This is a genomic window from Granulicella aggregans, from assembly GCF_025685565.1.
Taxonomy (GTDB): Bacteria; Acidobacteriota; Terriglobia; order Terriglobales; family Acidobacteriaceae; genus Edaphobacter; species Edaphobacter aggregans_B.
In genome coordinates, this window is the sequence record NZ_JAGSYE010000002.1 from 1,369,447 (window position 1) to 1,393,483 (window position 24,037).

22 protein-coding genes are annotated in these 24,037 nt (G+C 61.3%); 5 read left to right on the forward strand and 17 right to left on the reverse strand.

The window, feature by feature from the left end:
• Positions 1 to 44 precede the first annotated feature (44 nt).
• The 5 genes from pssA to mce form a co-directional block, all read right to left on the reverse strand.
• Positions 45 to 839 (reverse strand): CDP-diacylglycerol--serine O-phosphatidyltransferase, encoded by a 795-nt coding sequence (gene pssA, locus OHL18_RS15195; RefSeq protein WP_263375769.1) that lies wholly within the window; start codon positions 837 to 839, stop codon positions 45 to 47.
• 146 nt (positions 840 to 985) lie between these two features.
• Positions 986 to 1,645, reverse strand: a complete 660-nt coding sequence (locus tag OHL18_RS15200; RefSeq protein WP_263375693.1) for a phosphatidylserine decarboxylase family protein — start codon at positions 1,643 to 1,645, stop codon at positions 986 to 988.
• Positions 1,646 to 1,666: 21 nt separating this feature from the next.
• Positions 1,667 to 2,185 (reverse strand): GNAT family N-acetyltransferase, encoded by a 519-nt coding sequence (locus OHL18_RS15205; RefSeq protein WP_263375694.1) that lies wholly within the window; start codon positions 2,183 to 2,185, stop codon positions 1,667 to 1,669.
• Positions 2,186 to 2,187: 2 nt separating this feature from the next.
• A complete protein-coding gene (gene tsaB, locus OHL18_RS15210) occupies positions 2,188 to 2,868 on the reverse strand; it encodes a tRNA (adenosine(37)-N6)-threonylcarbamoyltransferase complex dimerization subunit type 1 TsaB (protein ID WP_263375695.1) in 681 nt (226 codons plus the stop codon).
• Between the two features lies 1 nt (position 2,869).
• On the reverse strand, positions 2,870 to 3,424 hold the full coding sequence (gene mce, locus OHL18_RS15215) for a methylmalonyl-CoA epimerase (RefSeq protein WP_263375696.1): 555 nt from the start codon (positions 3,422 to 3,424) through the stop codon (positions 2,870 to 2,872).
• 58 nt (positions 3,425 to 3,482) lie between these two features.
• Here mce and OHL18_RS15220 point away from each other — a divergent pair, with 58 nt between their 5' ends.
• The 3 genes from OHL18_RS15220 to OHL18_RS15230 all read left to right on the forward strand — a co-directional run bounded on the left by OHL18_RS15220 (position 3,483) and on the right by OHL18_RS15230 (position 7,886).
• On the forward strand, positions 3,483 to 4,829 hold the full coding sequence (locus OHL18_RS15220) for an MFS transporter (RefSeq protein WP_263375697.1): 1,347 nt from the start codon (positions 3,483 to 3,485) through the stop codon (positions 4,827 to 4,829).
• A gap of 101 nt (positions 4,830 to 4,930) precedes the next feature.
• On the forward strand, positions 4,931 to 6,112 hold the full coding sequence (locus OHL18_RS15225) for a tetratricopeptide repeat protein (RefSeq protein WP_263375698.1): 1,182 nt from the start codon (positions 4,931 to 4,933) through the stop codon (positions 6,110 to 6,112).
• A gap of 16 nt (positions 6,113 to 6,128) precedes the next feature.
• On the forward strand, positions 6,129 to 7,886 hold the full coding sequence (locus tag OHL18_RS15230; protein WP_263375699.1) for a chloride channel protein: 1,758 nt from the start codon (positions 6,129 to 6,131) through the stop codon (positions 7,884 to 7,886).
• A 212-nt stretch (positions 7,887 to 8,098) separates the two neighbouring features.
• On the opposite strand, the gene pgi is transcribed toward OHL18_RS15230, so the two are convergent.
• From pgi to greB, 6 genes are all read right to left on the reverse strand, one after another.
• Positions 8,099 to 9,721: a glucose-6-phosphate isomerase gene (gene pgi / locus OHL18_RS15235; RefSeq protein ID WP_263375700.1), complete on the reverse strand. Its 1,623-nt coding sequence runs from the start codon at positions 9,719 to 9,721 to the stop codon at positions 8,099 to 8,101.
• A 176-nt stretch (positions 9,722 to 9,897) separates the two neighbouring features.
• Positions 9,898 to 10,233, reverse strand: a complete 336-nt coding sequence (locus OHL18_RS15240) for an STAS domain-containing protein (protein ID WP_263375701.1) — start codon at positions 10,231 to 10,233, stop codon at positions 9,898 to 9,900.
• A 176-nt stretch (positions 10,234 to 10,409) separates the two neighbouring features.
• Complete coding sequence (locus tag OHL18_RS15245; RefSeq protein WP_263375702.1) at positions 10,410 to 12,017, reverse strand: Do family serine endopeptidase; 1,608 nt, start codon at positions 12,015 to 12,017, stop codon at positions 10,410 to 10,412.
• A 32-nt stretch (positions 12,018 to 12,049) separates the two neighbouring features.
• Complete coding sequence (locus OHL18_RS15250; RefSeq protein ID WP_263375703.1) at positions 12,050 to 13,591, reverse strand: M56 family metallopeptidase; 1,542 nt, start codon at positions 13,589 to 13,591, stop codon at positions 12,050 to 12,052.
• Between the two features lie 2 nt (positions 13,592 to 13,593).
• Complete coding sequence (locus tag OHL18_RS15255) at positions 13,594 to 14,013, reverse strand: BlaI/MecI/CopY family transcriptional regulator (RefSeq protein WP_263375704.1); 420 nt, start codon at positions 14,011 to 14,013, stop codon at positions 13,594 to 13,596.
• 109 nt (positions 14,014 to 14,122) lie between these two features.
• On the reverse strand, positions 14,123 to 14,692 hold the full coding sequence (gene greB / locus OHL18_RS15260) for a transcription elongation factor GreB (protein ID WP_263375705.1): 570 nt from the start codon (positions 14,690 to 14,692) through the stop codon (positions 14,123 to 14,125).
• A gap of 141 nt (positions 14,693 to 14,833) precedes the next feature.
• Here greB and OHL18_RS15265 point away from each other — a divergent pair, with 141 nt between their 5' ends.
• The gene (locus OHL18_RS15265) at positions 14,834 to 15,790 is read left to right on the forward strand and encodes an RluA family pseudouridine synthase (protein ID WP_263375706.1); all 957 of its coding nucleotides are present in this window, start codon (positions 14,834 to 14,836) and stop codon (positions 15,788 to 15,790) included.
• A 174-nt stretch (positions 15,791 to 15,964) separates the two neighbouring features.
• Here OHL18_RS15265 and OHL18_RS15270 read toward each other — a convergent pair whose 3' ends face one another.
• Both OHL18_RS15270 and OHL18_RS15275 read right to left on the reverse strand, forming a co-directional pair.
• Positions 15,965 to 17,203: an ABC transporter permease gene (locus tag OHL18_RS15270; RefSeq protein ID WP_263375707.1), complete on the reverse strand. Its 1,239-nt coding sequence runs from the start codon at positions 17,201 to 17,203 to the stop codon at positions 15,965 to 15,967.
• A gap of 8 nt (positions 17,204 to 17,211) precedes the next feature.
• Complete coding sequence (locus OHL18_RS15275) at positions 17,212 to 18,468, reverse strand: ABC transporter permease (protein ID WP_263375708.1); 1,257 nt, start codon at positions 18,466 to 18,468, stop codon at positions 17,212 to 17,214.
• 116 nt (positions 18,469 to 18,584) lie between these two features.
• Here OHL18_RS15275 and OHL18_RS15280 point away from each other — a divergent pair, with 116 nt between their 5' ends.
• Positions 18,585 to 19,016 carry a GIY-YIG nuclease family protein gene (locus OHL18_RS15280; protein ID WP_263375709.1) on the forward strand — a complete coding sequence of 144 codons (432 nt, stop codon included), beginning with the start codon at positions 18,585 to 18,587 and terminating at the stop codon, positions 19,014 to 19,016.
• Positions 19,017 to 19,282: 266 nt separating this feature from the next.
• Here OHL18_RS15280 and OHL18_RS15285 read toward each other — a convergent pair whose 3' ends face one another.
• The 4 genes from OHL18_RS15285 to OHL18_RS15300 form a co-directional block, all read right to left on the reverse strand.
• Positions 19,283 to 19,837 carry a 3-hydroxyacyl-CoA dehydrogenase NAD-binding domain-containing protein gene (locus OHL18_RS15285; RefSeq protein WP_263375710.1) on the reverse strand — a complete coding sequence of 185 codons (555 nt, stop codon included), beginning with the start codon at positions 19,835 to 19,837 and terminating at the stop codon, positions 19,283 to 19,285.
• An 8-nt stretch (positions 19,838 to 19,845) separates the two neighbouring features.
• On the reverse strand, positions 19,846 to 20,031 hold the full coding sequence (locus OHL18_RS15290) for a hypothetical protein (RefSeq protein WP_263375711.1): 186 nt from the start codon (positions 20,029 to 20,031) through the stop codon (positions 19,846 to 19,848).
• A 190-nt stretch (positions 20,032 to 20,221) separates the two neighbouring features.
• The gene (gene malQ, locus OHL18_RS15295; protein ID WP_263375712.1) at positions 20,222 to 21,805 is read right to left on the reverse strand and encodes a 4-alpha-glucanotransferase; all 1,584 of its coding nucleotides are present in this window, start codon (positions 21,803 to 21,805) and stop codon (positions 20,222 to 20,224) included.
• A gap of 176 nt (positions 21,806 to 21,981) precedes the next feature.
• Positions 21,982 to 23,961, reverse strand: a complete 1,980-nt coding sequence (locus OHL18_RS15300; protein WP_263375713.1) for a peptidylprolyl isomerase — start codon at positions 23,959 to 23,961, stop codon at positions 21,982 to 21,984.
• Positions 23,962 to 24,037: the final 76 nt, after the last annotated feature.

Here is a 24,037-nt window from a genome sequence, read left to right on the forward strand (position 1 = left end):
ACCTGCTTCCTGCACGTACCAGATCGCGGCACAAACAGCCTACTCTAAGCGCTGCCACCCTGTGCCGACCGGCGGCGTTCCCTGCTCCATGAATAAGCCAGACGCGCCAGCACGCCCGAGACAAGATAACCCAGCGCGATGATGATCAGGGCCCACTCCGACTCCATCACCAGCACGGCCACCAGAATGGCCAGCATGAGCAACTGGCGCACCGGATGCCGGTCGCCGAGATTGATCTCCTTGCCACTCCAGAACCGCCAACTGCTGACCATCAGGAATCCCGTGCCCGCGATCAATGCGAGCCAGAGAATCGACATGCGCGCGTCGACGATGGGCGAGCCGTGGAAGAAATGAACCACCGCCGCGAGCACTCCGGCACCTGCCGGGATCGGCATACCGACGAAGTACTTGCGGCCCGGCCGTCCGGGATTCCGCGGCTGAGGATTAATGGTCACATTGAATCGCGCCAGCCGGCTTGCTCCGCAGATGAGGAACAGGAAGCAGACGAAGACGCCGATGTGAAGGATGCGCTCGCGAAGCATGGGATAAGCCAGCAGCGGCAACATCCTGAAGCCCCATATGTAGGCGAGCAGGCTGGGTGCGACCCCAAAGGTGATCACGTCGGCCAGCGAGTCCAGCTCCTTGCCAAAATCGCTCGTCGTATTCGTCATTCGCGCGATACGGCCGTCCAGCCCATCGAAGAGCACGGCAAACCCGATCGCCAGCGCGGCCCGATCGAAGTAGTTCGGGTCGGCAACGCTGCCCTGCACGCTCTGCGTAATCGCATAATACCCAGCGGCAATGTTGCCCGCGGTGAACAGCGAAGGCAGCACATACATGCCGCGTCGTGGTTTACGCACGGGCTTCACCGCTAAATCTGCGGCAGGTGCTGGAGTCGAAGTCGTAGCCACGAAGAACGCCGGAGTCGGCTCCAGCGGCACCTCTGGCAACGGTTCGGTTCCGGGAGAGACGAGTTCGTCTGGCATTAAGCTCCTACTGCCTGGGCCACGGTTCCGTAGGCCTCTGCGTCTGCGGGCAGGACTGCGAGCACGGTCGATCCGCCAACGACACGGTCACCTTTGCTGACGCGAAGATCCACGTCGGCGGGCATGAGGACGTCGACGCGAGAGCCGAACTTGATCAGTCCCATGCGCTCTCCGCGTTCTACCTTGTCGCCCACCTTCAGGTTGCAGACGATGCGGCGGGCGAGCAGACCAGCGATCTGCTTGAAGCTCACCTCGTAGACACCGTTGTCGATGACGATCAAGGTCTGTTCATTCAACATCGCGGAGTCTTTGTTCATCGCGTTGAGGAACTCGCCCTTGCGGTACTCGCAGACGGTGACCGTGCCGCTGATGGGAGAGCGGTTGACGTGAACATCGAAGACGCTGAGGAAGATGCTGATGCGGAGACGGCTTCCGCTCTTGGTCTCGACCCAGTTGGACTCTGTGACCACGCCATCTCCGGGGGAGACGATCAGGTCAGCTCCCTGGGGAATGGTACGGGTGGGGTCACGGAAGAACCAGAGGAAGAAGAGCACGAGAATGACCGGGATTGCGGTGAGAGCGATGGAGCCGGTGAAGTGCCAGAGAATCGCAGCGACGACCCCAAAACCCAGCGCGTAAAAGTAGCCGTCCTTGACCATAGGGTCTGATTATAAATCCACTTAGGCCGGTGGTCCGGCTTGCGCGGCGGGATCTGCCTGACCCGGTTTCAAGTCGAGACGCATCAGGATGGCATCGTCTGCCGGATCGCGGTAGTAGTTGCGGCGCTTTCCCTCGGTAACGAATCCGAGTCCCTCGTAGAGGGCGACCGCTCCCGCGCTTTGGCTCCGCACTTCTAGATCGAGATGCGACGCGCCCTGCGACCGGCACCAGCTGATGACGTTGCTGCAAAGCTCCCGGCCGACTCCCTGCCGCTGCGCTGCCAAGGCGACGCCGACGGATTCGAGCTCTCCGGAGCGCTCCCCGGCGATGTGATCCACTCTTCCAACCGCAAGACCGACGATCCGGCATCCAAATTCGGCGACAAAGACACACCGGAGCGGTGACGCCCCGGGCCCCGCGATAGCGGTACGATATTCGGCGGCAGGCCAGTGTGGCAGCGTGTCGAGGGTGCGATCGAGCAGGACGATCGCGTCCATGTCCTCAAGACCTGCCAAGCGGATGCTGACTTCATAGGGCATCTTCATCCTGCCGCTGGCCGGGGCGGTGAGGAGAAGATTTCGGCGTCGGTGCGACGGAGATAGTTCGCGTCGACGGTGGCCGAGTCCGCGATCGCGCCCTTTTGGAAACGCCGAACCGCAATCGGCAGAGCGTCTCCTGCGTCAGGTTCGGGTATCCGTGTCGTAACCAGTGTTCCTGCGAACGTCCGCTCAACCGCATCTTCGCAAAGAACGACAAGGTCCGCATCACGAGCGGCAGCAAGCGCGCCGTCGGGCGAGAGCAGCGACTCGGCGAGAGGTTCCCCATCGCGGTATTGGCCGCAGTAAAACTCGCCGCGTCCGGCATCGAGCAACGTACACACGGAATGCGGATGTGGCTTTGCGCTCTGGCTCGCTACAGAAGCTAGCAGCTCCAATCGCGAGATCGCGATCAAGGGAGCGCCGGTCGCCTCGCTGAGCCCCTTGGCGACGCTGAGACCAACGCGGACTCCCGTGAAAGATCCGGGACCGGTCACAACGGCGATGGCCTCCACATCGGCCACCTTCCACTCCGCCGTTGTGAGCGCAAGTCGCAGCTCCGCCACCAGCCTCTCAGAGGCTGATCGGCCGGGCATCGTCACCAGGCTTACGATTTTGGACTGCGTGGTGTCCGCAAAGGCAAAGCTGCCCTCTACGCCACAGGTATTGATCAGAAGAAACTTCATCCTATGCGCAACCCTGTGCATCGGCGACGATCTCCACCAGCACGCCAGCAGCACTGGAAGGATGGACAAAGAAGTATCGATGGCCACCGGCTCCGGTACGGATCGAGTCGCTCGCCAGCCCTATGCCAGAATTCCTGCACTGCTCGAACTTCCCGTCTATATCGTCTACCCGGATCGCGGTGTGATGGAGGCCTTCGCCACGCCGTTCGAGGAACCGGCCAATGACGGATTCCGAGGAAAGCGGTTCAAGCAACTCAAGCCGCGTCGAACCTAACTGAAGCATGGCTACACGCACGCCTTCGTGCGCGATCTCCTCGATTGCGCCTATCTGTAGTCCCAAAACCTGATAAAAGCCCAGTGCCGCTTCGATACTGCGTACCGCGATCCCGATGTGGTCCAGGCAAAGCGGTGAATCCTGGCCGCTTAACCGGCCGGATCGAAGCTCTTCGGGGAACAGCGCATGCTTGTCTGCAGTTGCGATCACGAGAGCGATGATACCGCGTGTCGGCCCCGTGGCCTTTCCAGTCACCTTGCCTTGACATGCGAGTGCGGGCAAAGACTATGCTTATTTGCACAAAGAAGTCGCCCTTACGCAGCACACGAGGCCATTGGACATGCCGGTCGAGACCACGCCGCACGCCGCACCCGAGACGCGTTCCCTCATCGGCGGCAGCACAAACCTGCGATGGACCGTCTGCGGCTTACTCTTCCTCGCTACGACCATCAACTACATGGACCGGTCGGTGCTACCGCTGGTTGTGCCGTTGCTGCACAATCTCCCTTTCATGGGTTGGGACTTCACACGAGACGCCTCCCACCAGACCGTATTCAACGACAACTACGGCCACATCATCATCTGCTTCCAGATCGCGTACGGCATCGGCCTGCTCTTCGCCGGAGGCCTGATCGACAAGCTCGGCACCAAGCTTGGCTACGCCATCGCCATCGGCGTCTGGGCCTGCGCGTCGATGGGTCACGCCTTCGTCTTCTCCGTCGCGGGATTCTGCATCGCGCGGTTTCTGCTCGGTATCGGCGAATCCGGCAACTTCCCCGCCGCCATCAAGGCCACCACCGAGTGGTTCCCTTCCGAAGAACGCGCCTTTGCCACCGGCATCTTCAACTCCGGCGCAAACGCCTCATTCTTCATCGCTCCGCCGCTGGTCGCCTTTGTCACCGCCAAGTGGGGATGGCACGCGGCATTCCTGACGACCGGCTCAATGGGTCTGATCTGGCTGGTCATCTGGCTGATCTTTCCCTATAACCGTCTCCGTCGCGGCGCGACCGAGACCCAGCCAGATCTGGATCTCTCGCCGCAGATCAAGACACCGTACAGCAAGCTCTTCGGTCAGCGCGGACTTTACGCCTTCTCCATCGCCAAGGCCTGCACTGACCCGGTCTGGTGGTTCTATCTCTTCTACCTGCCGAAGTTCCTTAATGAGAACTACGGCCTCGATCTCGCGCAAGCGAAGGTTCCAATCATCGTCGTCTATGCGTGTTCGAGCGTAGGCTCAATCGGCGGCGGATGGCTCTCCGGTGCGCGCATTAAGAATGGCCACTCGGTAAACCACGGTCGCAAGTTTGCCCTGTTGCTTTGCGCGATCTGCGTACTTCCAGTGCTGGCGATTCCGCAGCTTGGGCATATGTTCCCGACAAACGCATGGCCCGCGATTGCGGTCTTCTCGCTCGCAGCTGCAGCGCACCAGGGCTGGTCGTGCAACCTCTATTCGACTGTCTCGGACATGTTTCCATCGACCTCCGTCAGCAGCGTCATCGGTATCGGCGGGGCCGCTGGCTCGGCCGGAGGAGCGATCTTCACCTTCCTGGTCAGCAAGTTCTTCTCTCTCCATCCACTGCCCATCTTCATCATGGCCGGCCTCGCCTACGTCGCGGCGCTTGCCATCTTTCAGTGGCTGGTTCCACGGCTGGGCGAGAAGAAGCAGCCCTCCGCCGCAACAATTTAGCTTCACCTCGACCGAACACAGAGAGTAGCCCATGAGTTTCCCCGGCCGCGAGAACAACCGCGCCAGGCATTTGAGGCTCTACACTTATAGATGGCAGGTCGATGACGACAGATATAGCTCTCAAATCCGGCAGGCGGCAGTTGATGATGCGCGACGGGGCCGCCTTCCTCATCCTTACCGCGTTCACCGGCATTCTCTTCGCGGTGACACTGTTTCTCTTCCGTTCGTTCTCCTCGCACCGCGATGATCTCGCCGAGGAGGCAGGCAACGCGGGCAAGGCCGCGCTGGCGCAGCACCGCCCGCACGATGCCATCGCTTCCCTGCGCGAGGCCCTCTCCTACGCTCCGAATGATAGGGAGAACCAGCTGCTCCTCGCACAGGCGCTTGGAGAAGATGGACACATCGAAGAGGCAAACAACTACTTCCTCAATCTGCGTGAGGCTGAGCCTGGTGACGGTTTCATCAACCTGCAACTCGCGCGGCTCGCACGCCAGCGCAGGCAGAAGCAGGAGGCCGTCGACTTCTACCGGGCCTCGATCTTTGGCGACTGGAAGGGCGAGGGCGACGTGCATCGCCGCGCGGTCCGGCTCGAGCTTGCCGATTACCTTATCGATCAGAAAGATATGCAAGAGGCGCAGTCCGAGCTCACCATCGTGGCCAGCAACGCACGGTCGATGGCGGACGCTGGTCTCGACCTGACCCTGGGCGATGCCTTTCTGCGGGTGAGCGATTCCAGCAATGCCCTGAAGCTATATCAGAAGGCGATGACAGACGACCCGCGCGATCCTCTCGCCTATGAGAAGGCTGGTCGAGTCGCTTATCGGCAGGGCGACTATGCCCACGCCCGCGACTGGCTGGAGCACGGACTTCGCGAGAGCGCCGGCAATCCGGGATCGGCTGCCGACCCCGAGGGCGATACCGCGACGCTGCTGAAGAACTCCGAACGCCTGCTTGCACTCAGCCCGTCCCTCGCCGCCAGCCGCGCTGACCGCGTCGGACGGGAACTTCACAACCGCACTCTCGCAAAGCAAAGGCTCGATGCCTGCATCAAGCAGGATGTCTCCACCGAACAGATTCCCGCCGCCATGCAGGCGTTGGTCGCCCGCTGGACCGCGACAACTCGAACAAGCACACGCGACGCTCTGCTGCGCGACGCAACCAACGAAGACGAACTGAACAGCCTGATCGACGACACGGAGATCCTCACGGCACAGATCTGCGGCCCCCCGCTGGGCGACGATGCGATGCTGCTCATTCTCGCCCGCCGCGGCGTCCACCGCTAGAGACAACAGGAGCGCAATGGAAGTAGCACCACAGATCGATCCCAGGTCCACCAAGACCACCGCCGAGCTGGCGGCAGAGATCTCGCCTGCCCGCGAAGAGCGCATCTTCCTGCTGCTCTCCATCTTCATCGGCATCATCTCCGGCCTGCTGGTGGTCAGCTTTCGCATGGCCATCGATTGGCTCCAGGTGTTGCTGCTGGGCAGCGAGCCGGGCACGCACCGGCTCCGGCTGGTCTTCGTTCCTGCGGCGGCAGGTCTTGCGATTGCGCTGCTAACCAAGTATGTCTTTCCCCAGGTTCGCGGCAGCGGCGTCAACCAGACCAAAGCCGCCCTCTACATCTCGAACGGCTACATCTCCATCCGGACGGTAATCGGCAAGTTCCTGCTGTCTTCGCTGGCGATCGGCAGTGGGCACTCGCTCGGGCCCGAAGACCCCTCGCTACAGATCGGGGCGGGCGTGGCGTCGCTGGTCAGCCGCAAGATGGGTCTGTCGCGGGAGAAGCTTCGCATCTTCGCTCCGGTGGGAGCAGCAGCAGGCCTAGCGGCCGCGTTCAATGCGCCTATCTCGGCGATCCTGTTCGTCATCGAAGAGGTGATCGGGCAGTGGAGCGCTGGCGTTCTCGGCTCGATCGTCTTATCCGCAGTGGCCAGCGTCGTGGTGGCGCGCTCGTTCTGGGGATCGGAACCCATGTTCCGCATCCCCGTCGTGACGGAGCTCGATTCACGGGAACTCCTGGCCTACGCAGTGTTGGGATTGGTCGGCGGCGTGGCTTCGCTGGTCTTCGCCAAGGCGCTCGGTTACCTGCGGCCCAGGCTGCGCGCCCAGACTTCCTGGACGATCTTCCAGCCCGCCGTTGCAGGCTTGCTCGTCGGCGGCATCGGCTACTTCGGCCTGCCTCAGGTAATGGGCGCGGGATACGAGGCCATCGACCAGGCGATGCATGCGCAGTTCGCCTTCAAGATCCTCATCCTGCTGGCGATCTTCAAGATCATTGCGACGACGCTCTCATTCTCGAGCGGAACTCCCGGCGGCATGTTCGCCCCAACGCTCTTCATCGGCGCGATGCTCGGCGCAGCCGTCGGATCATTCGAGAAACATTACTTCCCTTACCTCCAGGGATCGACGGGATCGTATGCGCTGGTGGGCATGGGAGTCCTCTTCGCCGCATTCCTTCGTGTGCCGCTGACTTCGGTGTTCATGGTGTTGGAGGTGAGCGGGAACTATTCGGTCATTCTGCCGGTGATTCTCGCGAATACGATTGCGTACCTGATCTCGCGCGCGTTGCAGCCGGTGCCGATCTTCGAGCTGTTCACGCACCAGGATGGACTCTATCTGCCGTCGATGGAAGAGGAACGCGAAGAACGGCATGACCTTCACTTCGAGGATGCGCTTGGTCCAATCAACGTTCCTGTATTCAAGGGGTCGGAGACGCTGGGCGATGCGCGGAAGTCGGTGCTCGACGCGTTTGAGAAGACGCCGGGAGCAACGGCTGCTCTTATTCAATGCAAAGATGGGGCTTGGTATGCGGCTACGCGGCAGGAGTTGGAGACGATCTTCTCGGCGATGAACGAGGAGACGGACACGAAGCAGGCGCTTGAGGAGAGGCTTGGTAAAGAGCGCACGCCGACGATGTATCCGGACCAGGCGCTGGCGACTGCGCTCCCCTTCTTTCGGCGCTGGCCGCTGATTCCCATCTCCAACCGGGCCATGCGGGGGGCGCTTGAAGGCGTGCTGTCGCAGGCGGATGTGATTCGCAGATACCAAGGGAATTGAGGTCTCGCTTTCTTGGGTGGACGAAGCAGATCCCGATTGCGGCAAAAGATGACAACGCTCAGACGACGGCTAAAAGAGAGCGGCAGTAGTGCTTCTGCCCACATCGGGTGATGAGGCCGCCGGATATGGGGCACCCGTCATTACTCTTTTCGTCAAAGGAAAGCCCGGCCATCCAACGCGGATGACCGGGCTGCCTTATGTAACTAACGCAGTTACTTATTTTTCTCGCGATAAAGCTCGATGAGTTTATTGGTTGAGCTATCGTGCTTCAGCTCCGAATCGCTTGAGAGCTCAGGGATGATGCGGTTGGCCAGCACCTTGCCAAGCTCTACACCCCACTGGTCGAACGAATCGATCTGCCAGATACAGCCCTGCACGAAGACGCTGTGCTCATAGAGCGCAACCAGCTTGCCGAGGACTTCCGGCGTGAGCTTGTCGGCAAGGATCACGTTCGAAGGACGATTGCCTTCAAAGGTCTTGTGCGGGATCAATGCTTCGGGGACTTTCTCGGCCTTGAGCTCATCGGGCGTCTTGCCGAAGGCAAGAGCCTCGGCCTGCGCGAAGACATTGGACATGAGGAACTTGTGGTGATCGCCGAGCGGGTTCAGCGTTTCGAAGAAACCGATGAAGTCGCACGGGATCAGCTTGGTTCCCTGGTGGATGAGTTGGTAGAAGGAGTGCTGGCCGTTGGTGCCGGGCTCGCCCCAGAAGATGGGGCCGGTCTCGTAGTCGACGTGATGGCCGGAGAGAGTGACGTGCTTACCGTTCGACTCCATGGTGAGCTGCTGCAGGTAGGCCGGGAAGCGCTTGAGGTACTGCTCGTAGGGCAGGACAGCGACGGTCTGGGCGTTGAAGAAGTCGTTGTACCAGACGGTGAGCAGGCCCAGAATGACGGGCAGGTTCTTCTCGAGCGGCGTCGTCTGGAAGTGGACGTCCATCGAGTGGAAGCCGGCTAGAAGCTGCTTGAAGTTGTCCGGGCCAATCGCCAGCATCGTCGACAGGCCAATGGCGGAGTCCATCGAGTAACGGCCGCCGACCCAGTCCCAGAAGCCGAACATATTCGCGGTGTCGATACCGAACTTCGAAACCGCAGCGGCGTTGGTCGAGAGCGCGACGAAGTGCTTGGCAACGGCTGCCTCGTCCTTCAACTGCGCGAGCGCCCAGGCGCGGGCAGAGTTCGCGTTGGTCATGGTCTCGAGCGTGGTGAAGGTCTTCGAAGCGACGATGAAGAGCGTCTCGTCGGCGGAGAGGTCATGGGTCGCTTCGACGAAATCGGTGCTGTCGACGTTCGAGACGAAGCGGAAGGTGAGATCGCGCTGGGTGTAGTGGCGCAGAGCCTCGTAAGCCATCACCGGGCCGAGGTCCGAGCCGCCGATGCCGATGTTGACGATGTTCTTGATGGGCTTGCCGGTGTGTCCCTTCCACTCGCCGGAGCGGATCTTGTTCGAAAACGCAGTCATCGCGTCGAGAACTTCGTGCACCAGCGGGACCTGGTTCACGCCATCGACATTGATGACCTGATCCGGCGTGGAGCGGAGCGCAACGTGAAGCACTGCCCGGTCTTCCGTGATGTTGATCTTCTCGCCGGAGAACATGGCGTCGCGCTTGGCCGCCAGGCCGGACTCCTCGGCAAGCTGGATGAGAAGCTTAAGGGTCTCGGCGGTGATACGGTTCTTCGAGTAGTCGAAGTAGAGGCCCTCGGCGGCGATGGCGAAGGTCTCGCCACGGGTGGGGTCGGCGGCGAAGAGTTCGCGCAGGTGCGTCTTTTCGATCTTGGAGTAGTGCGCTTCCAGCGCCTTGAACGCGGGCATATCACGGAGCAATGTCTCAGCCATTTGTATCTTCCTCTTTCTCTTCGAAATTCTACCTAACCATGATGCACCACTATTTGGAACGCGAGGAGACATCACGGCCAGCTTTAGAGGAAAAACTTCGCCGCTGTGAGGCACCTGCTTCACCCTCAAGATTGCCGATGGAGTGCCCAACCGCACTCCACCGCTTTCGTCCGCCTCTACTTGCGGGAGAAGAGTTCCGTCAGGTTCGTCATCGTCAGCATCTGCTTTACCTTTGGTGACAGGTTGATCAGCTCCAGAGTGCAGTAGCCTTTGTTGATTGCCGAGACCTTCAGCGTCACCAGCGTTCCCAGACCGGAGCTATCCAGATACAACAGGTCCGTCAGGTCAATGAGAATCTTGCCGCCCTCCTGAATGAGCGGCCGTACCACTGCTTCGATCTCGTGCGAGTTCTGGCTCGTAAGTCTGCCATGGCAGGTAACTGTCGTCGTCTTCCATTTGTCGGCGTCTTCCGAGTGTGTAAGTTCGTACCGAAAGATCTCGTTGCTATCCATAGTTTTCTTCTCCCAAGGCTTTAGCTACAAAGAAGGATGGTACGTTCGCCTATCGTGCTGCTTGATTAAATTCTTGTGACGATTCTTTGCTGCCCTCATACGCAACCGGCCCTTCTCAGCGCAAAGAGAAAGCCCCCGCCTTCGAGGAAGGCGGGGGCTTTGGCCGATCCGATCAATTAACCTGCGTTATTGGGGTGAACGACGCGGTAGCTGGCTCCGCCGCGCGACCAGACGAGCAGGAGGATGTCCTTGCTGGCGGGGTTGGCCCGGACTGCGGAGACGAACTTATCTGCAGAGGAGACGGGCTGGCGGTTGAGCTCCAGGATGACGTCTCCGGGCGCGAGACCGGCCTCGTCTGCCGGGCTCTCCGGACGGACGGACTGGACGGCGACGCCATGGACATCCTCCGGCAGACGGAGCTGCTGGCGAAGGTCCGGGGTGAGATCGCCGACCGAGACTCCGAGCTTCCCGGGCTTCGCATTGGGGGCGGAGGAGTCACCGTCGTTTTCGGCAGTCTCGGCCTTGGCGTGGAACTCGCCAACCTTAACGCTTAGGGTCTGTGGAGCGCCATCACGCAGGATGCCGAGAGAGATGTTCGTTCCCGGCTGGTCCTGACTGACGATGACCTGGAGCGCGCCACCATTGATGATTGGCTGGCCATCGAGCGAACGGATGACGTCTCCGCTCTTCAGGCCAGCCTTGGCTGCGGGCGAGTCGGGCGTTACTCCAGAGACGATTGCGCCATCAGCGTCCTTGAGTTTGAAGAAGCTGGCGTTCTCCGGTGTCACGTCGTTCATCGTGATGCCGAGGTAGCCGTGATGGACGCTGCCGGACTTGATGATCTGGTCGGCGACGTTGCGGACGGTCTGCGATGGGATGGCAAAGCCTGCGCCGGCGAAGGAGCCGGAGCTGGTCATAATGCCGTTGTTGATGCCAATAAGTTCGCCGTGGGCGTTGACGAGCGGGCCGCCCGAATTGCCGGGATTGATCGCGGCGTCGGTCTGGATGAGACCACCGGGAGCTCGGCGGTTATCCGTGAAGTTGTTGGGGCGATTGAGCGCGCTGATGATGCCGCGGGTCACTGAAAACTGGAGAGACCCGAAGGGACTGCCGAAAGCAAGAACGGTTTGACCGGGGCGCAGTTTGGCGGAGTCGCCCCAGGCAATGCTGGGCAGGTCGTGAGCGTCTACCTTGACTACGGCGATGTCGGTCAGCTTGTCCGTGCCGACGAGTTTGCCGGTGAGGACGCGACGGTCGTTGAGCGTGACCTTGATCTGGGTTGCACCGTCGATCACGTGGTTGTTGGTGACGATGTAACCGTCGGGCGAGATGATGACGCCGGAGCCGATGCCGTGCTCAATCTGCGGCTGCTGGGGCTGACCCTGCATCTGGCCGAAGGGACTGCCGGGGCCAAAGAACTGCTCGAAGCCGGGGGGAAGGGCCTGCTGGCCGCGCTGCTGGTGGCGATGCTGTTGGGGCTGGTCGTCGCCATCATTGTCATCGTCGGAGTCGGCGTCGCCGCCGGACTTAGAAGTAACGGCGATGTTGACGACAGCGGGGGTGACGCGGGCGGCGACGGCTTCCACGGCATTGTCGAGCGCGGTCAACGAGGAGACGCTGTTGTCATCAAGCGGAGACGCAGAGAAGCTGGCCGCGTGGACGCCGTTGTGGTTGAGGAAGAGGGTTGCGCCGCCGACGATGGCCGCGCCGAGAATGACGGGAGTGGCGTACTTGCGGGCTCCCAGCTTTACTTTGGTAACTAATGAATTAGTTGTTACGGACATACGTTTCTCTCCAGAGAGGCAATGGTTGACGACTAAAGTTGGACGATGAGCCAGCCGGCCTGGGTGGGCACAGCGGCGTACGGAGTTGCAAAAAATCGGCCATCTGGCGTTCGAACGACGACTCGCGAGACGGGAACTACAACATCACCGTCCTGAGCGTCATCTTCCGGGACGTTCGCGTTGATCTCACGAGCATTGCGGGCAGAGGTCTTTTCCCACGAGGTTACGAGGAGCCACTGCGGTTTTGCCTGACGCGCTTGAGAGTTGCGCTTCTTCGGAGATGCCTGCGAAGAAGCGTCTGAGGTTTCCTTCACAGAAATCGCCGAGACAGCATTCGGCTGCACGGTTTGAACGGCGACTGCAGGGCGTTCCTGCGGAGTTACGGTGCGGTTTCGCTGGCTGGCGTGAAGATGAAAGCTGGCGTTCTCGAAGTGTGGCGCAGATAAATTCAGGTGTGCTGCAAGAGTGGGTTCGGAGTGAACGTGGGCAGAGCTTGCGACTTCGTTCGGACCCTCTACCGCGCGGAAAGAGATGAGTTCGGGAGTATGAGCTATGGCCGCTGAGCCGCCGACGATCGCGGCGATCAGGACAGCAGCGATCGCCGGACGGCCTGTGGTGCGCTGGCCCCCGACCGAGTTCAAGATGCTTTCGATGCGGTGGGCGAACTCGGAACGGCGGGCGAACAATTTGCCGGTGCCGAACGCTCCGAGAGCGAGGGCGACCATGCGACGGCGGGCGCTGAGGTTGAGGCGGCGCTCGGCGATGGAGGTGAGGCTGGCGGCGTAGGCGCGGGGGGTTTTAGTGCGGGCGAGGACACCGTCGTCGCAGGCGATCTCACGCTCGGTCGAGAGGCGGCGGTCGATCCAGAACATCGCCGGATTGAGCGGGAAGAGGACAAGGCCGATCTTCTGGAGGAGGTTCAGCCAGTCGTCGCGACGGCGGAGGTGCTCCATCTCGTGGAGGACGATGTGGCGGAGCTCGGTAGGCGACAGTTGCGCGCAGAGCCAGTCTGGGATGAGGATCTTGGGGGCGAAAAAGCCGATGACGCTGGGGCGGTCGACGTCCGGGGTGGTGCAGACCTGAACTTTGCGGGTAAAAGAGGCGAAATGCGGGGGTCTCTCCACTTCGCTGCGCTCCGGTCGAGATGACGTATCAATAGGTTGGGGCTGGTCGAAGCCAGATGCTTCGAGGAGTTCGGCGGCGAGGGGTTTGGCTTCGCTCCAGAGTTTACGCAGGCTAACGGCTTCGAACGCGAGCTTTATAAGGCGAAGAAGCGATGCACCGAGCCAGATTGCGGCGAGTAAGTAGCTCCAGCGGGGATCGAAGACGAAGTGGTTGGAGGTCGCCGCGGCTGGGGCTGAGTTGGCGGCGAAGAGGTGGGCCAGAGGCATCGCGGTGGAGGCGCAGAAGACGGCTGTCCAGACGGCGAAGCGGGCGGAAGCGGTGGTTCCGGGGAGGAGGCGAAGGACGAGGCCGGTGATGACGGCGAGGGCGATTCCCTGCCAGAGACCAGCGACGAGGGCCTGGGCTGCGGGGACGGCGGCGTGCTGTAAGAACTCAAAGGGAAGGTGCATGGTTACGCCTCCTCCCTTTGGGCTGATTCTGCGGAAGTTGCGTCTTCGGGGGCTTCGGCGATGGCCTGTTTCAGGCGCTGAAGTTCTTCGGGGGTGATCTCGTCGTCACCGAGGAGCGACAGGAGAAGGCGCTCACGGGAGTTGCCGAAGAATCGCTGCATGATGTGGCGGACTTCGGTCTGGCTGGCTTCGTGCTCGGCGACGGAGTGGCTGTAGAGGAAGGCGCGGCCCTCCTGGCGGTGGGTGACGTAGCCTTTTTGCTCGAGGATGCGGATGGTGGTGAGGACAGAGTTGTACGCGAGGGTCGCGCCGGCAGGCATGGCGGCGACGAGATCGCCGACGGCGGACTCTCCGCGACGCCAGAGAATCTTCATGAGCCTGAGTTCGGCTTCGGTGAGCGTGATGGATCGCTTCGGCGGCATGGTCGCTGCAGGTTGGACGGAGCAACTAATGGATTAGTTAGCAAGATTTTTTCGGAGTGTTTGACGGAGTTCGCCAGCCCTGCTTTCGAGATTGGCGCTTAGGCGGGAGTTACGGTCTCTGGCGCCTCATGGAGGCGTTTGAGCCAGGTGGTACACGAAACGGTTCTACAGAGATGCGCTCGTAGCGGACTTCCAGCACGGTCAGGGTTTCCGTGCCGCCCGGCGCATGAAGTACAACCTCATCGTCCTCCGCCGCTTTGGTTAAGGCACGCCCCAGAGGGGAGTTCCAGCTGATGTGATTGCGGTCAAGATTGACTTCATCTGTGCCGACGATGCACACCGTTTGCTCCGACCCCGCGGCATTCGCATAGCGCACGGTGGCTCCCAAGAACGCCCTTTCCGCTCGTTGCCCCGTTCTCGGAGCTTCCGGATCGATCACCTCTGCGGCCTCGATTCGCTGGGTGAGGAAACGAACCCGCCCATCGATCTGCCGCAACCGTCGCTTGCTGTACTGATAGTCCGCGTTTTCACTGCGATCGCCGTTGCCCGCTGCCCACGCCACGACCTCGACCACCGCCGGACGGTCACTGGTCAGCAGAAAATGACGCTCCGCTTTCAGGCGTTCGATCCCACCTGGAGTGATGTAGTTCTTGCCGTGGTTCGCCGTCGGCTCTTCCACTTTCGGTCGCCTGGTAAAGCCTTTTCGCATACTCCGGGCCTTTCATAACACGATGTGAGTTGTGAACCTCTTGCCTACTCCAGTGTCGCTCGAAAAAGCGGTGACTTCTACCGCAGGTTCCGTAGCCTACACTTAAAGCAGATGCTCAACCGGGGCTATGCCTACACCACCATCATCAGCGGAAAATATGATGGACGAACCTTGCTCTCCCACCTCGCAAGCCTCTACCCCCACTCAAGCCTACAAGCCTGGCAACAGAATCTGGACAATCGCGAGGTGACCGTCAACGGCGTCGTTGCCAACGGAAGCGAATCGGTCGAATCAGGTCAAACCGTTGTCTGGAACCGTCCGCCGTGGATCGAACCAGCGTCTCCTCAGCACTTCGAAGTACTGTTTGACGACCCCCATCTGTTGGCCGTCAACAAACCCGGCGGGCTGCCTACCCTCCCCGGCGGGGGCTTCATGGAAAACACTCTCCTGCACCTGGTGCAAAGGCAAAACCCCTATGCAAACCCTGTGCACCGGTTGGGACGAGCGACTACCGGCATTGTCCTCTTCGCCAAGACATCGCAGGCGGCCTCGAGACTAGGTGCCGACTGGAACACCGCCAGAGTTCAAAAGATCTACCGGGCGCTGGCTCAAGGCGTTGCAGAGCACGATGTATACGAGATTCTCACCCCAATCGGCCTTGTACCGCACCCGAACATCGGTTCGGTGTGGGCCGCCAGTCCCGACAGTAGGCCAGGTGGCAAGCCGTCGAAGTCATTGGCGAAGGTGATCTCACGGGCTACAAGCACGACAACGTTTGAGGTCGGCCTGTATTCGGGGCGGCCGCATCAGATCAGAATCCACCTGGCATCCATCGGCCATCCCCTGGTGGGCGATCCTCTATACGGGGTGACTGGCCAGCCTCTTGAAGATTTCCCTGGGTTGCCGGGCGATGGAGGATATTTGCTGCACGCGCAGTTTTTGAGGTTCCAGCACCCGATTACTGGAGAGCCGATCGATCTTGAGGCGGCTTTGCCGGCGGGACTTGTCGCGTCAGTAGATTCGCTGCGGGAAGAGTCTGCCGAGGATGACGCTGGAGTAAGAGGCTGAAAGGTACGAGCAGTTGGGATTAGGGGAGGTCGTCGGGGTACTTCGACTGCGCCACCCGCGATGGAGCGAGTAGCTTCGCTCAGGATGACGTTTCTTTGCCAGGCGAGGGTAAACGCAGATTCTATTCGGGAGTGACAAAGTAGTTGCGCGGGCTGGAGTAAGGGTAAGTGGCTGCTACTCGTAGCGGAGGGCTTCGATGGGGTTGAGATTGGCGGCCTGGATGGCGGGGATCATGCCGCTGATGGTGCCGACTACGATGAGAATGCCCGAGGCCATGAGGACAGTGGCGGGGGCGATGAGAAGATGGATGTCCGCGGCTTCGCCGTTGGTGGCAATGGCGCTGTAGAGGGTGACGCTGCCTACGACTTTGCTGACGATGTAGGCGAGTGCGACTCCGGCGAAGCCGCCGATGCTGGAGATGACCAGGGCTTCGGCGAGGAACTGCAAGAGGATGTGGCGTTTGCGCGCGCCTAGGGCCTTTTCCACACCGATCTCGCGGGTGCGCTGCTGGACCGAGACCAGCATGATGTTCATCAGGCCGATACCTGCGATGCCGAGGGTGAGTGCGCCAATGAAAAGCAGAAGAGCTTGCAGTCCGATGGTGACCATCCGGAACTGGGTCAGGCCCTCCATAATGTTGGCGACGTAGACGGCGTTGCGGTCCGACGGGCGGAAGGCGTGGTAGGCGGCAAGCGAGTTGCGGAGGGCGTGCTCGGTCTCGAGGTAGTTGCCGCTGTAGCTCATCCAGATGCCATCGAGATACTTGGTGTCCTTGATGTCGGACATGGTGGTGAAGGGGACTTTCACCATGCGGTTTATGTCGTCGTCGCCCTCCTGCATCTTGGCCTGTAGGACGCCGATGACCTCGAAGGTGATGCCGTTGAGGCGCAGGGGCTGGCCGATGGCGTAGGCTCCGGAGAAGAGCTTGCTCTTGGCCTCGGAGCCGATGATGACGACGTGGCGGCGCTCGGCGAGGTCGGCAGCGGTGATGCCCCGGCCCTGGGCGATGTCCATTTTCTGGATGGACTGCAGCTCGGGCTCGATGCCTTCGACCTCCCAGGAGTAGGTGTGGAGATCGTTGGCTACGGGGACGGTCTTCGATACGACGGCGGAGGTGTGGATAATGCCGGGGACCGTCTGCGCGATACGCTCGACGTCGTCACGCGTGAGGCGAACCTTGACGCCGGCGCGAGAGCCACCTGCCTGCTCGCTGGTGGTGCCGGGGAAGACGCCCATCATGTTGGTGCCCCACTGGGCGAAGATGGCCTCGATGGCGCGACCGAAGCCGGAGCCGAAGGCGAGCAGAAGGATGACGGTCGCGATGCCCCAGGCCATGCCGACGATGGTGATGGTGGTGCGGCGCATGTTGAAGCGCATGGCCTCCATGGCCTGGCCGAAGATGTCTTTGATCATGTTGTCGCCTATTCCTTTCTTAAGGCTTCGACGGGTTCGAGCATGGCGGCGCGGCGGGCGGGATAGATGCCGGCGACAACGCCGCAGAGGGTGAGGCTGCCAAAGGCGACGGCGGCGGACCACGGGACGAGCCGTGGCGGGTCGAAGCCGGTATCGTTGTTGCCGATGGCGCTGCCGAGCAGGATCATGAGCGTGGCGGCGGCCCCGATGCCGATGAGGCCGCTGACGCCGGTGAGGGCTAGGCCTTCGAAGAAGAACTGGAGCATGATGCTGCGCTGGGTCGCGCCGAGGGCCTTGCGCAGGCCGATCTCCTTGGTGCGTTCGCTGACGGTGACGAGCATGATGTTGACGATGCCGACGGCCCCTAGCATGAGGGTGACGACACCTACGCCGCCAAGGAAGATGTCCATGGAGGTGAAGATGATTCCGACCATGCGGCTGGACTTGATGGAGTCCCACTCTTCGAAGGCGTCGGGGAGGTTGGGGTTGAAGCCGTGGCGGTCGCCGATGATGCGATGGGCTTCGGCCTTGCCGGTCTCGTTGAGCTCAGGCGTGATGGGCTGGTATTGGATGGAAGAGACGGCGTCCTTGGGGACGTTCTCGCCGGTGATGGGAAAGAGATCCATCATGGTGGAGAGCGGGATGTAGATCTTCTGGTTGTCGCCGTCGTCGTTGCCACGGCCAATCTTTTTGGCAACGCCAATGACCAGGAAGCGGTAGCCGTTGATGGTGATGTACGCGCCGACGGAGGGGCGGCCGGGAAAGAGGAGGAGATTGTTTTTCTGGCCAAGGACGACGACCTGGCGCTTCTGGGCGATGTCGTCGGCGTCGAGATAACGGCCCTGTGCGATAGGAAGGTTGCGGATCTCGGGAAAGTTCAGTTCGACGCCCATGACGGGGCCGCCGGCGCTCGAGAACTCGGAGACTTCCTTGAGGTCGCCGCGGTTGATGAGGGCGGTGGCGTTGCGGACGTGGGGGGCGCCGGCGCGGATGGCATCGGCGTCGGCGAGGGTGAGCTTGTAGGGGATCATGCCCTGGTGCTGCTCGGGAAGGGCGGGGATGGTGCCGCCCCACATCATGATGACGTCGGTGCCGAGCTCAGAGAGACCGCGCTTCTGGCCGGACCGGAAGCCTTCGCCGAGTCCGACGAGGAGGAGCAGAGAGGCGACTCCCCAGGCGATGCCGAACATGGTGAGGAAGGAGCGTAGCTTGTTGGCCCAGATGGCCTGGAATACCTGGACGAAGATCTCGAGTAGTCCCTGCATGTGTGCGGCTTCCTTCTGGGGCTGGGTTACAGAGAGTAGTACGCAGGGCGTAGGTCGGGAGTTCCGTGGTGTTTGTGAGACGGATTCGGGGCGGAAAGGTTCGGGAGGTATGGGTGATGTGGGCGGTATCGGGGTCCTTCGACTGCGTCCAGCGCAAGAGCGCGCCGGACTCCGCTCAGGATGACGGATTTGTGGGTGGGTGGAGAAAAGCTGGTAGGATTCGCCGCATGAATGGCGGGTATGTCTATATCCTCGGCAGTTCGACGGGAACGCTTTACGTTGGGGTCACGAGCGATCTTTATGTGCGCATTTTGCAACACAAGAACGGAACGTTCGAAGGTTTTTCCAAGACCTATGGCTGCAACCGACTGTTGTATGTGGAACCGTTCGAATTGATGCTGGCGGCGATTGCTCGTGAGAAGCAACTAAAAGGGTGGCGGCGGGAGAAGAAACTCGCTCTGATCCGCACGGCTAATCCTGAGTTCAAGGATCTTGCGGCGGATTGGGGATGGAAGATGATTGGGCCTTATGAGCGGATGAGGCCATAGCTCCACTCAATCCGTCATCCTGAGCGGAGCGGTTCGCGGTTTTATCGCGAACTGCGGAGTCGAAGGACCCCGATATCGCTCATCCTGCCAAAGCCGCGGGAACCTTTTGGCCGATACCGCTGGTGTGCTCAATCGGCAGAAAGGTTCGAGCGGTATGGGTGACGTTGGCAGTTTGGGGGTCCTTCGACTGCGTCCGACGCAAGAGCGCGCCGGACTCCGCTCAGGATGACGGATTTGTGGAGGGCTGGTCTCAAAACACCAGGGTTTCAGGCGGGCTTGATGTTCTTCATCAGCATGGGGGCGTCGGGGTCGGGGACGAGCGTGGCGGGGAGATTTAGGGTGGCGAAGAAGACGCTCGCAGCTGAGAGGACTTTGGCGGAGGTGGATTCGGGATGGAGGAGGCGGATGCGGTCACCGGCAGCGAGGTCACCGCGGAGAGCGAGGCAGCCGTCGGGGCGGTAGGTGCAGGACGCGAGGTCGGTGATGCTGAGGGCTTCGCTCGGGGTGCAGAGGATCGTTTTGGGCGGAGCCATGCGATCGATGAGACTGAAGATCTCTAGCTTGGATTCGAGTTCGTCCGGGACAAAGTCGATGGCGATGTCGGCGTCGCGAACGGCGTCTTCGACGGTAAGGGCGAAGGTCATGGAGCCTGTCGCGAGGTTGCCGGAGAGGTCGGAGAATTCGGCTTCGGCATGGCGGAGGTTGGCGGGCATGACGTCTTCGAGGATCACGTCGAATCCGGCCTGGGCGCACCTTAAGGCAAAACGGCGACCGGCCTGTCCTGCACCGATCACCGCTACCTTGCGAATCTCTTCTGTCACGTTGGTGGCTACTTCTTGGCTGCGACTGCCGTAACGACGGACTCGTAGCTGGGCTCGGCGGTCTTGATGTGGTCGGAGACGCGCTGGCGCTCTTCGTCGGTGAGCGAGGGGAGCACGGTAAGGATGCGGCGCAGGGTGACCGAGATATCGTCAACGTAGTTCATGGTGCGGATTGCTTCGCCGGAAAGCGGCATCTTCGTACTCCTTCTTTTTGTGCAACGCCTGATTGTGTGGAACTACTCTGTGATTAGTCTAAATGGAGGATGGCAGCAGAGGCGAAATGCGGGGATCTTCGCTGCGCTCAGAATGACGGCAAGGACAAACAACGGCAAGAGCAGATCCTCCGACTTCGTCGAAGGATGACAAGGATTGAGCGATCACGACCTAAGCGACGGAGCCTAGTTCGGCGCGTCTTGAAGCCTCTTCGGTGGGCTTGCCGGCTTCGTCGCCCTCAATGGGCTCCTGGTAGTTGTCGCGGTCGGTCATCTCCATCAGAGCGGCTAGCTGAGTTGAGAAGTCAGGATGCAGGGCGTTGGGGTGGTAGCGCCAGGTCCAGTTCCCTGCTGGCGCGGAGGGCGTGTTCATGCGGCCCTCGCTGCCAATGTGGAGGATGTCCTGGAGTGGGAAGATGCACAGGTTCGCGACCGAACGGGCGGCGGCTTTGATCATCGCCCAGTTGATCTCGCCGTCGTGATGGATGGTCTGTAGGTAGGTCTGGACCTTCTGCTTGTCGGTGTCGTTGAGGTCGTCGCGCCACCAGCCCTGGGTGGTGTTATTGTCGTGGGTTCCGGTGTAGGCAACGGTGTTGGGAACGTAGCGGTGGGGCAGGTAGAGATGGCCGCCGCGGTCGCCGAAGCCAAACTGGAGGATGCGCATGCCCGGCATGCCGAAGTGCTCGCGGAGCTCGTCGACCTCGGGGGTGATAACGCCTAGATCTTCGGCTACGAACGGGAGGTCGCCGAAGACCTCCTTGAGGCGCTGGAAGAGCTCGTGGCCGGGGGCCTTGACCCACTGGCCGTTGATGGCGGTCTCTTCGTCGGCGGCGATGGACCAGTAGGCCTCGAAGCCGCGGAAGTGGTCGAGGCGGATGGTGTCGTAGAGGGCGAGCGAGCGGCGGATGCGGGAGACCCACCAGTCGAAGCCACGCTGTTTGAGCTCGCCCCATTTGTAGAGGGGGTTGCCCCAGCGCTGGCCGTTGGCGGAGAAGTAGTCCGGAGGCACGCCGGAGACGCGGATGGGAGCGCCGTTCTCGTCGAGCTCGAAGATCTCGGGGTGGGTCCAGACATCGGCGCTATCGTAGCTGACGAAGATGGCGACGTCGCCCATGATGCGTATGTCGCGGTCGCAGCAGTAGTCGCGGAGGGCCTTCCATTGCTCGGCGAAGAAGAACTGGACGACCTGCTCGACGGCGAGTTCGCGGCCGTGGTCGGTGAGGACGGAGGTCATGGTGTCGTGCTCGCGGAGGGCGAACTCCTTGGGCCACTCGTGCCAGCTTGCGTAGCCGAAGCGGCGACGGAGGACTGCAAACTGGGCCCAGTCGGTGAGCCAGTAGCTGTTGTCCTGGCAGAACTTATGAAACTTCGCCTTCTCGTCATCGGTGGCGCGGTCGAGGAAGTTCCCTGCGGCCTCCTCGATGAGAGGGAGCTTGATGTCCATGGCCGCTCCGAAGTCGGCGGGGCCCTCGTGGCCGGGAAGACCTTGGATGCGGTCCCAGGAGATCCATCCGGCTTCGGCCAGCTTTTCGAGGCTGACGAGGATCGGGTTGCCCGCAAAGGCGGAGAGCGCGGAGTAGGGCGAGCTGCCGTAGCCGGTGGGGCTGAGCGGCAGGACCTGCCAGAGGCGCTGCTTCCCTGCTTCGAGGAAGTCGACGAAGGCGTAAGCAGCGGGACCGAAATCGCCTACACCACCGTAGGAAGGGAGCGAGGTTACGTGAAGCAAGACACCTGACAGACGATCCGACTGCGCCATTCTCTTTTTCTCCCTCAGCAGAAGCGATGCAACAAACCGAGCCACTCACTCTAAATCCTGCAACTATCTTCTACTCTGTGATGCAGTTTGTCGTGTGGCTGCTGTAAATGAGAAAGGGCCTGCTGGCCGCCGATGGAACTGGCGAGCAACAGGCCCGATGGTTGACTTACGAGAGACTAGCCTCCGAAGGGCGAAGAGCCAGGAGCGGGCTGCTTCTGGGAGTACTTGATTGCGCCCTTCTTGGTATAAGTGTCGGTCAAGGTGCCGATGTAGACGCGGAAGATCTCTTCGCGCTGCGTGCTCAAAAGCTGCTCACGCGTTGCGTCGAAGTTCTTGGCGATGTCTTCGGCTGTGGGCTCCTGCTTGTCGGTGACGGAGAGGACGATTCCGGTGGTGCCGTTGTTGATCGGTGCCGAGATCGCTCCCTTGGCAAGGGTGAAGGCGACCGAGGCCTGTCCGCTCATGGAGCCGACATCGGGAACCTGGCCGTCCTTGCCGACGAGTTCGCTGGTCTTGACGGGGACGTTCATCTCCGCTGCGGCCTTCTTGAGATCGTTGAGGACCTTGGCGCGATCGGCGAGCTTGGTCAGCTTCGCGTTCAGAAGCTGCGGGACCTGCTGCTCGCGGTAGTCATCGAGGATGTGCGACTTGTACTCGGCGAAGTCAGGAGCATGCGCGGGCTTGACGTCGACCACCTGGAAGATGGCGAAGCCATCGCCGGTGGAGACACTAGCCGGAGCTGCGCCCTTGGCTGCGGAGAAGGACTGGGTAAGAAGCTGGGCTGGGTCGGCGACTCCGCCGATGACGCCATCCTTGCCGATGAAGTCGGTGGTGGTGGTCTTGAGGTTGTGAGCCGCGGCGGTCTTTTCGAGACCCTTGCTCTTGGCCTCTGCGGCGAGTTGGGCTGCGTAGCTCTGCTCGGCGGCGCCAGCCTTCTGCTGCTCAAGAAGCGGGACGATCTGTTCCTTCACTTCGGCAAGGGGCTTCGCGTGGGCGGAGTCCTTCGCTTCGGTCTGGATGATGTGGTAACCAAACTGCGAGCGAACGAGGTCAGAGGTCTCGCCGGGCTTGAGGGCCATGGCAGCCTTGGCGTACGCGGGGTCGAGACCAGCGGTGGGGATCATGGGAAGCTCGCCGCCTTGGGTCTTGCTGCCGGGATCGTCGGAGTTCTTGCTGGCGAGGTCGGCGAAGTTTCCACCAGCCTTGATCTGCTTCAGAATGTCAGCGGCCTTAGCTTTCGCGGCGGCATCGGTCTTAGCGTCAGCACCCGAAGGAACCTGGATGAGGATGTGGCGGGTCTTGACCTGCTCCTTGACCTGGTACTGGTCCTGATGCTGGTTATAGTAGGAGGCGATTTCGGCGTCGGTGACCTGCGGCTTGCCGCCAGGGAGGTTGGAGGCGTCGAAGCTGAAGTACTCGATCTTGCGCTGCTCGGGAACCGCGGTCGCGTAACGCGAGGCGCTCTTCTTGAAGAAGTCCTGCAGCTCGGCGTCGCTGGGGTTGATGGTTTTGCGAATGTCATCGGCGGAGACGACGGCGTAGTCGAACTTCACCTTGGTGCCCTGAGTCTTGTAGGCCTCGCGGACGGCGTTATCCGAGACTGAAACCCCACCGGTAACGAGCGCCTGGAGGCGGTTGAGCTCCATGTCACCCTTGACCTGGCTTTCGAACTCGGCGCGGCTGAGCTGGAAGTAGGTCTGGACGAAGTTGATGTACTTATCGTCGCCGATGTACTGGCCGTTGGGGAAGATATAGCGGGCGAAGGAGCCGGTCTGGAGCTCGCGGGCGAGGTCGGCATCGCTGACCTGGAGGTGCATGCGGTCGGCTTCGTGCTGCAGGATGGCGCGCTGGACGAGCATCTGGCCCGCGCGGGGAAGCAGGAACTGCAGGAAGCCCTCCGGCAGACGCTGCTGCTGGAGCTGCTGCTGCGCGATCTGGTTCACTTCGGAGGTCTTGATGTCGGTGGAGTCGCCGCTGAACTTGCCGAAGAAGCCGGGGTCGCGAACAGTGGCGAAGACGCCTGCGTTGCCGGCGGAGGCCGAGTTGTCGCCGATGCCGGGGATGAGGTAGGCCACCATGGAGAGGCACGCGGCACCGATAATGACGGCAAAGATGATCTTGGTTGCTTTATTGTCCTGTTGCAGAATGCGAATCATGCTTGACTGACGACCTTCACTTCGCGCGGCGGACTCCCGAAAATATCTAGCGGGAGTGAGCGCGTACCTGGGATTT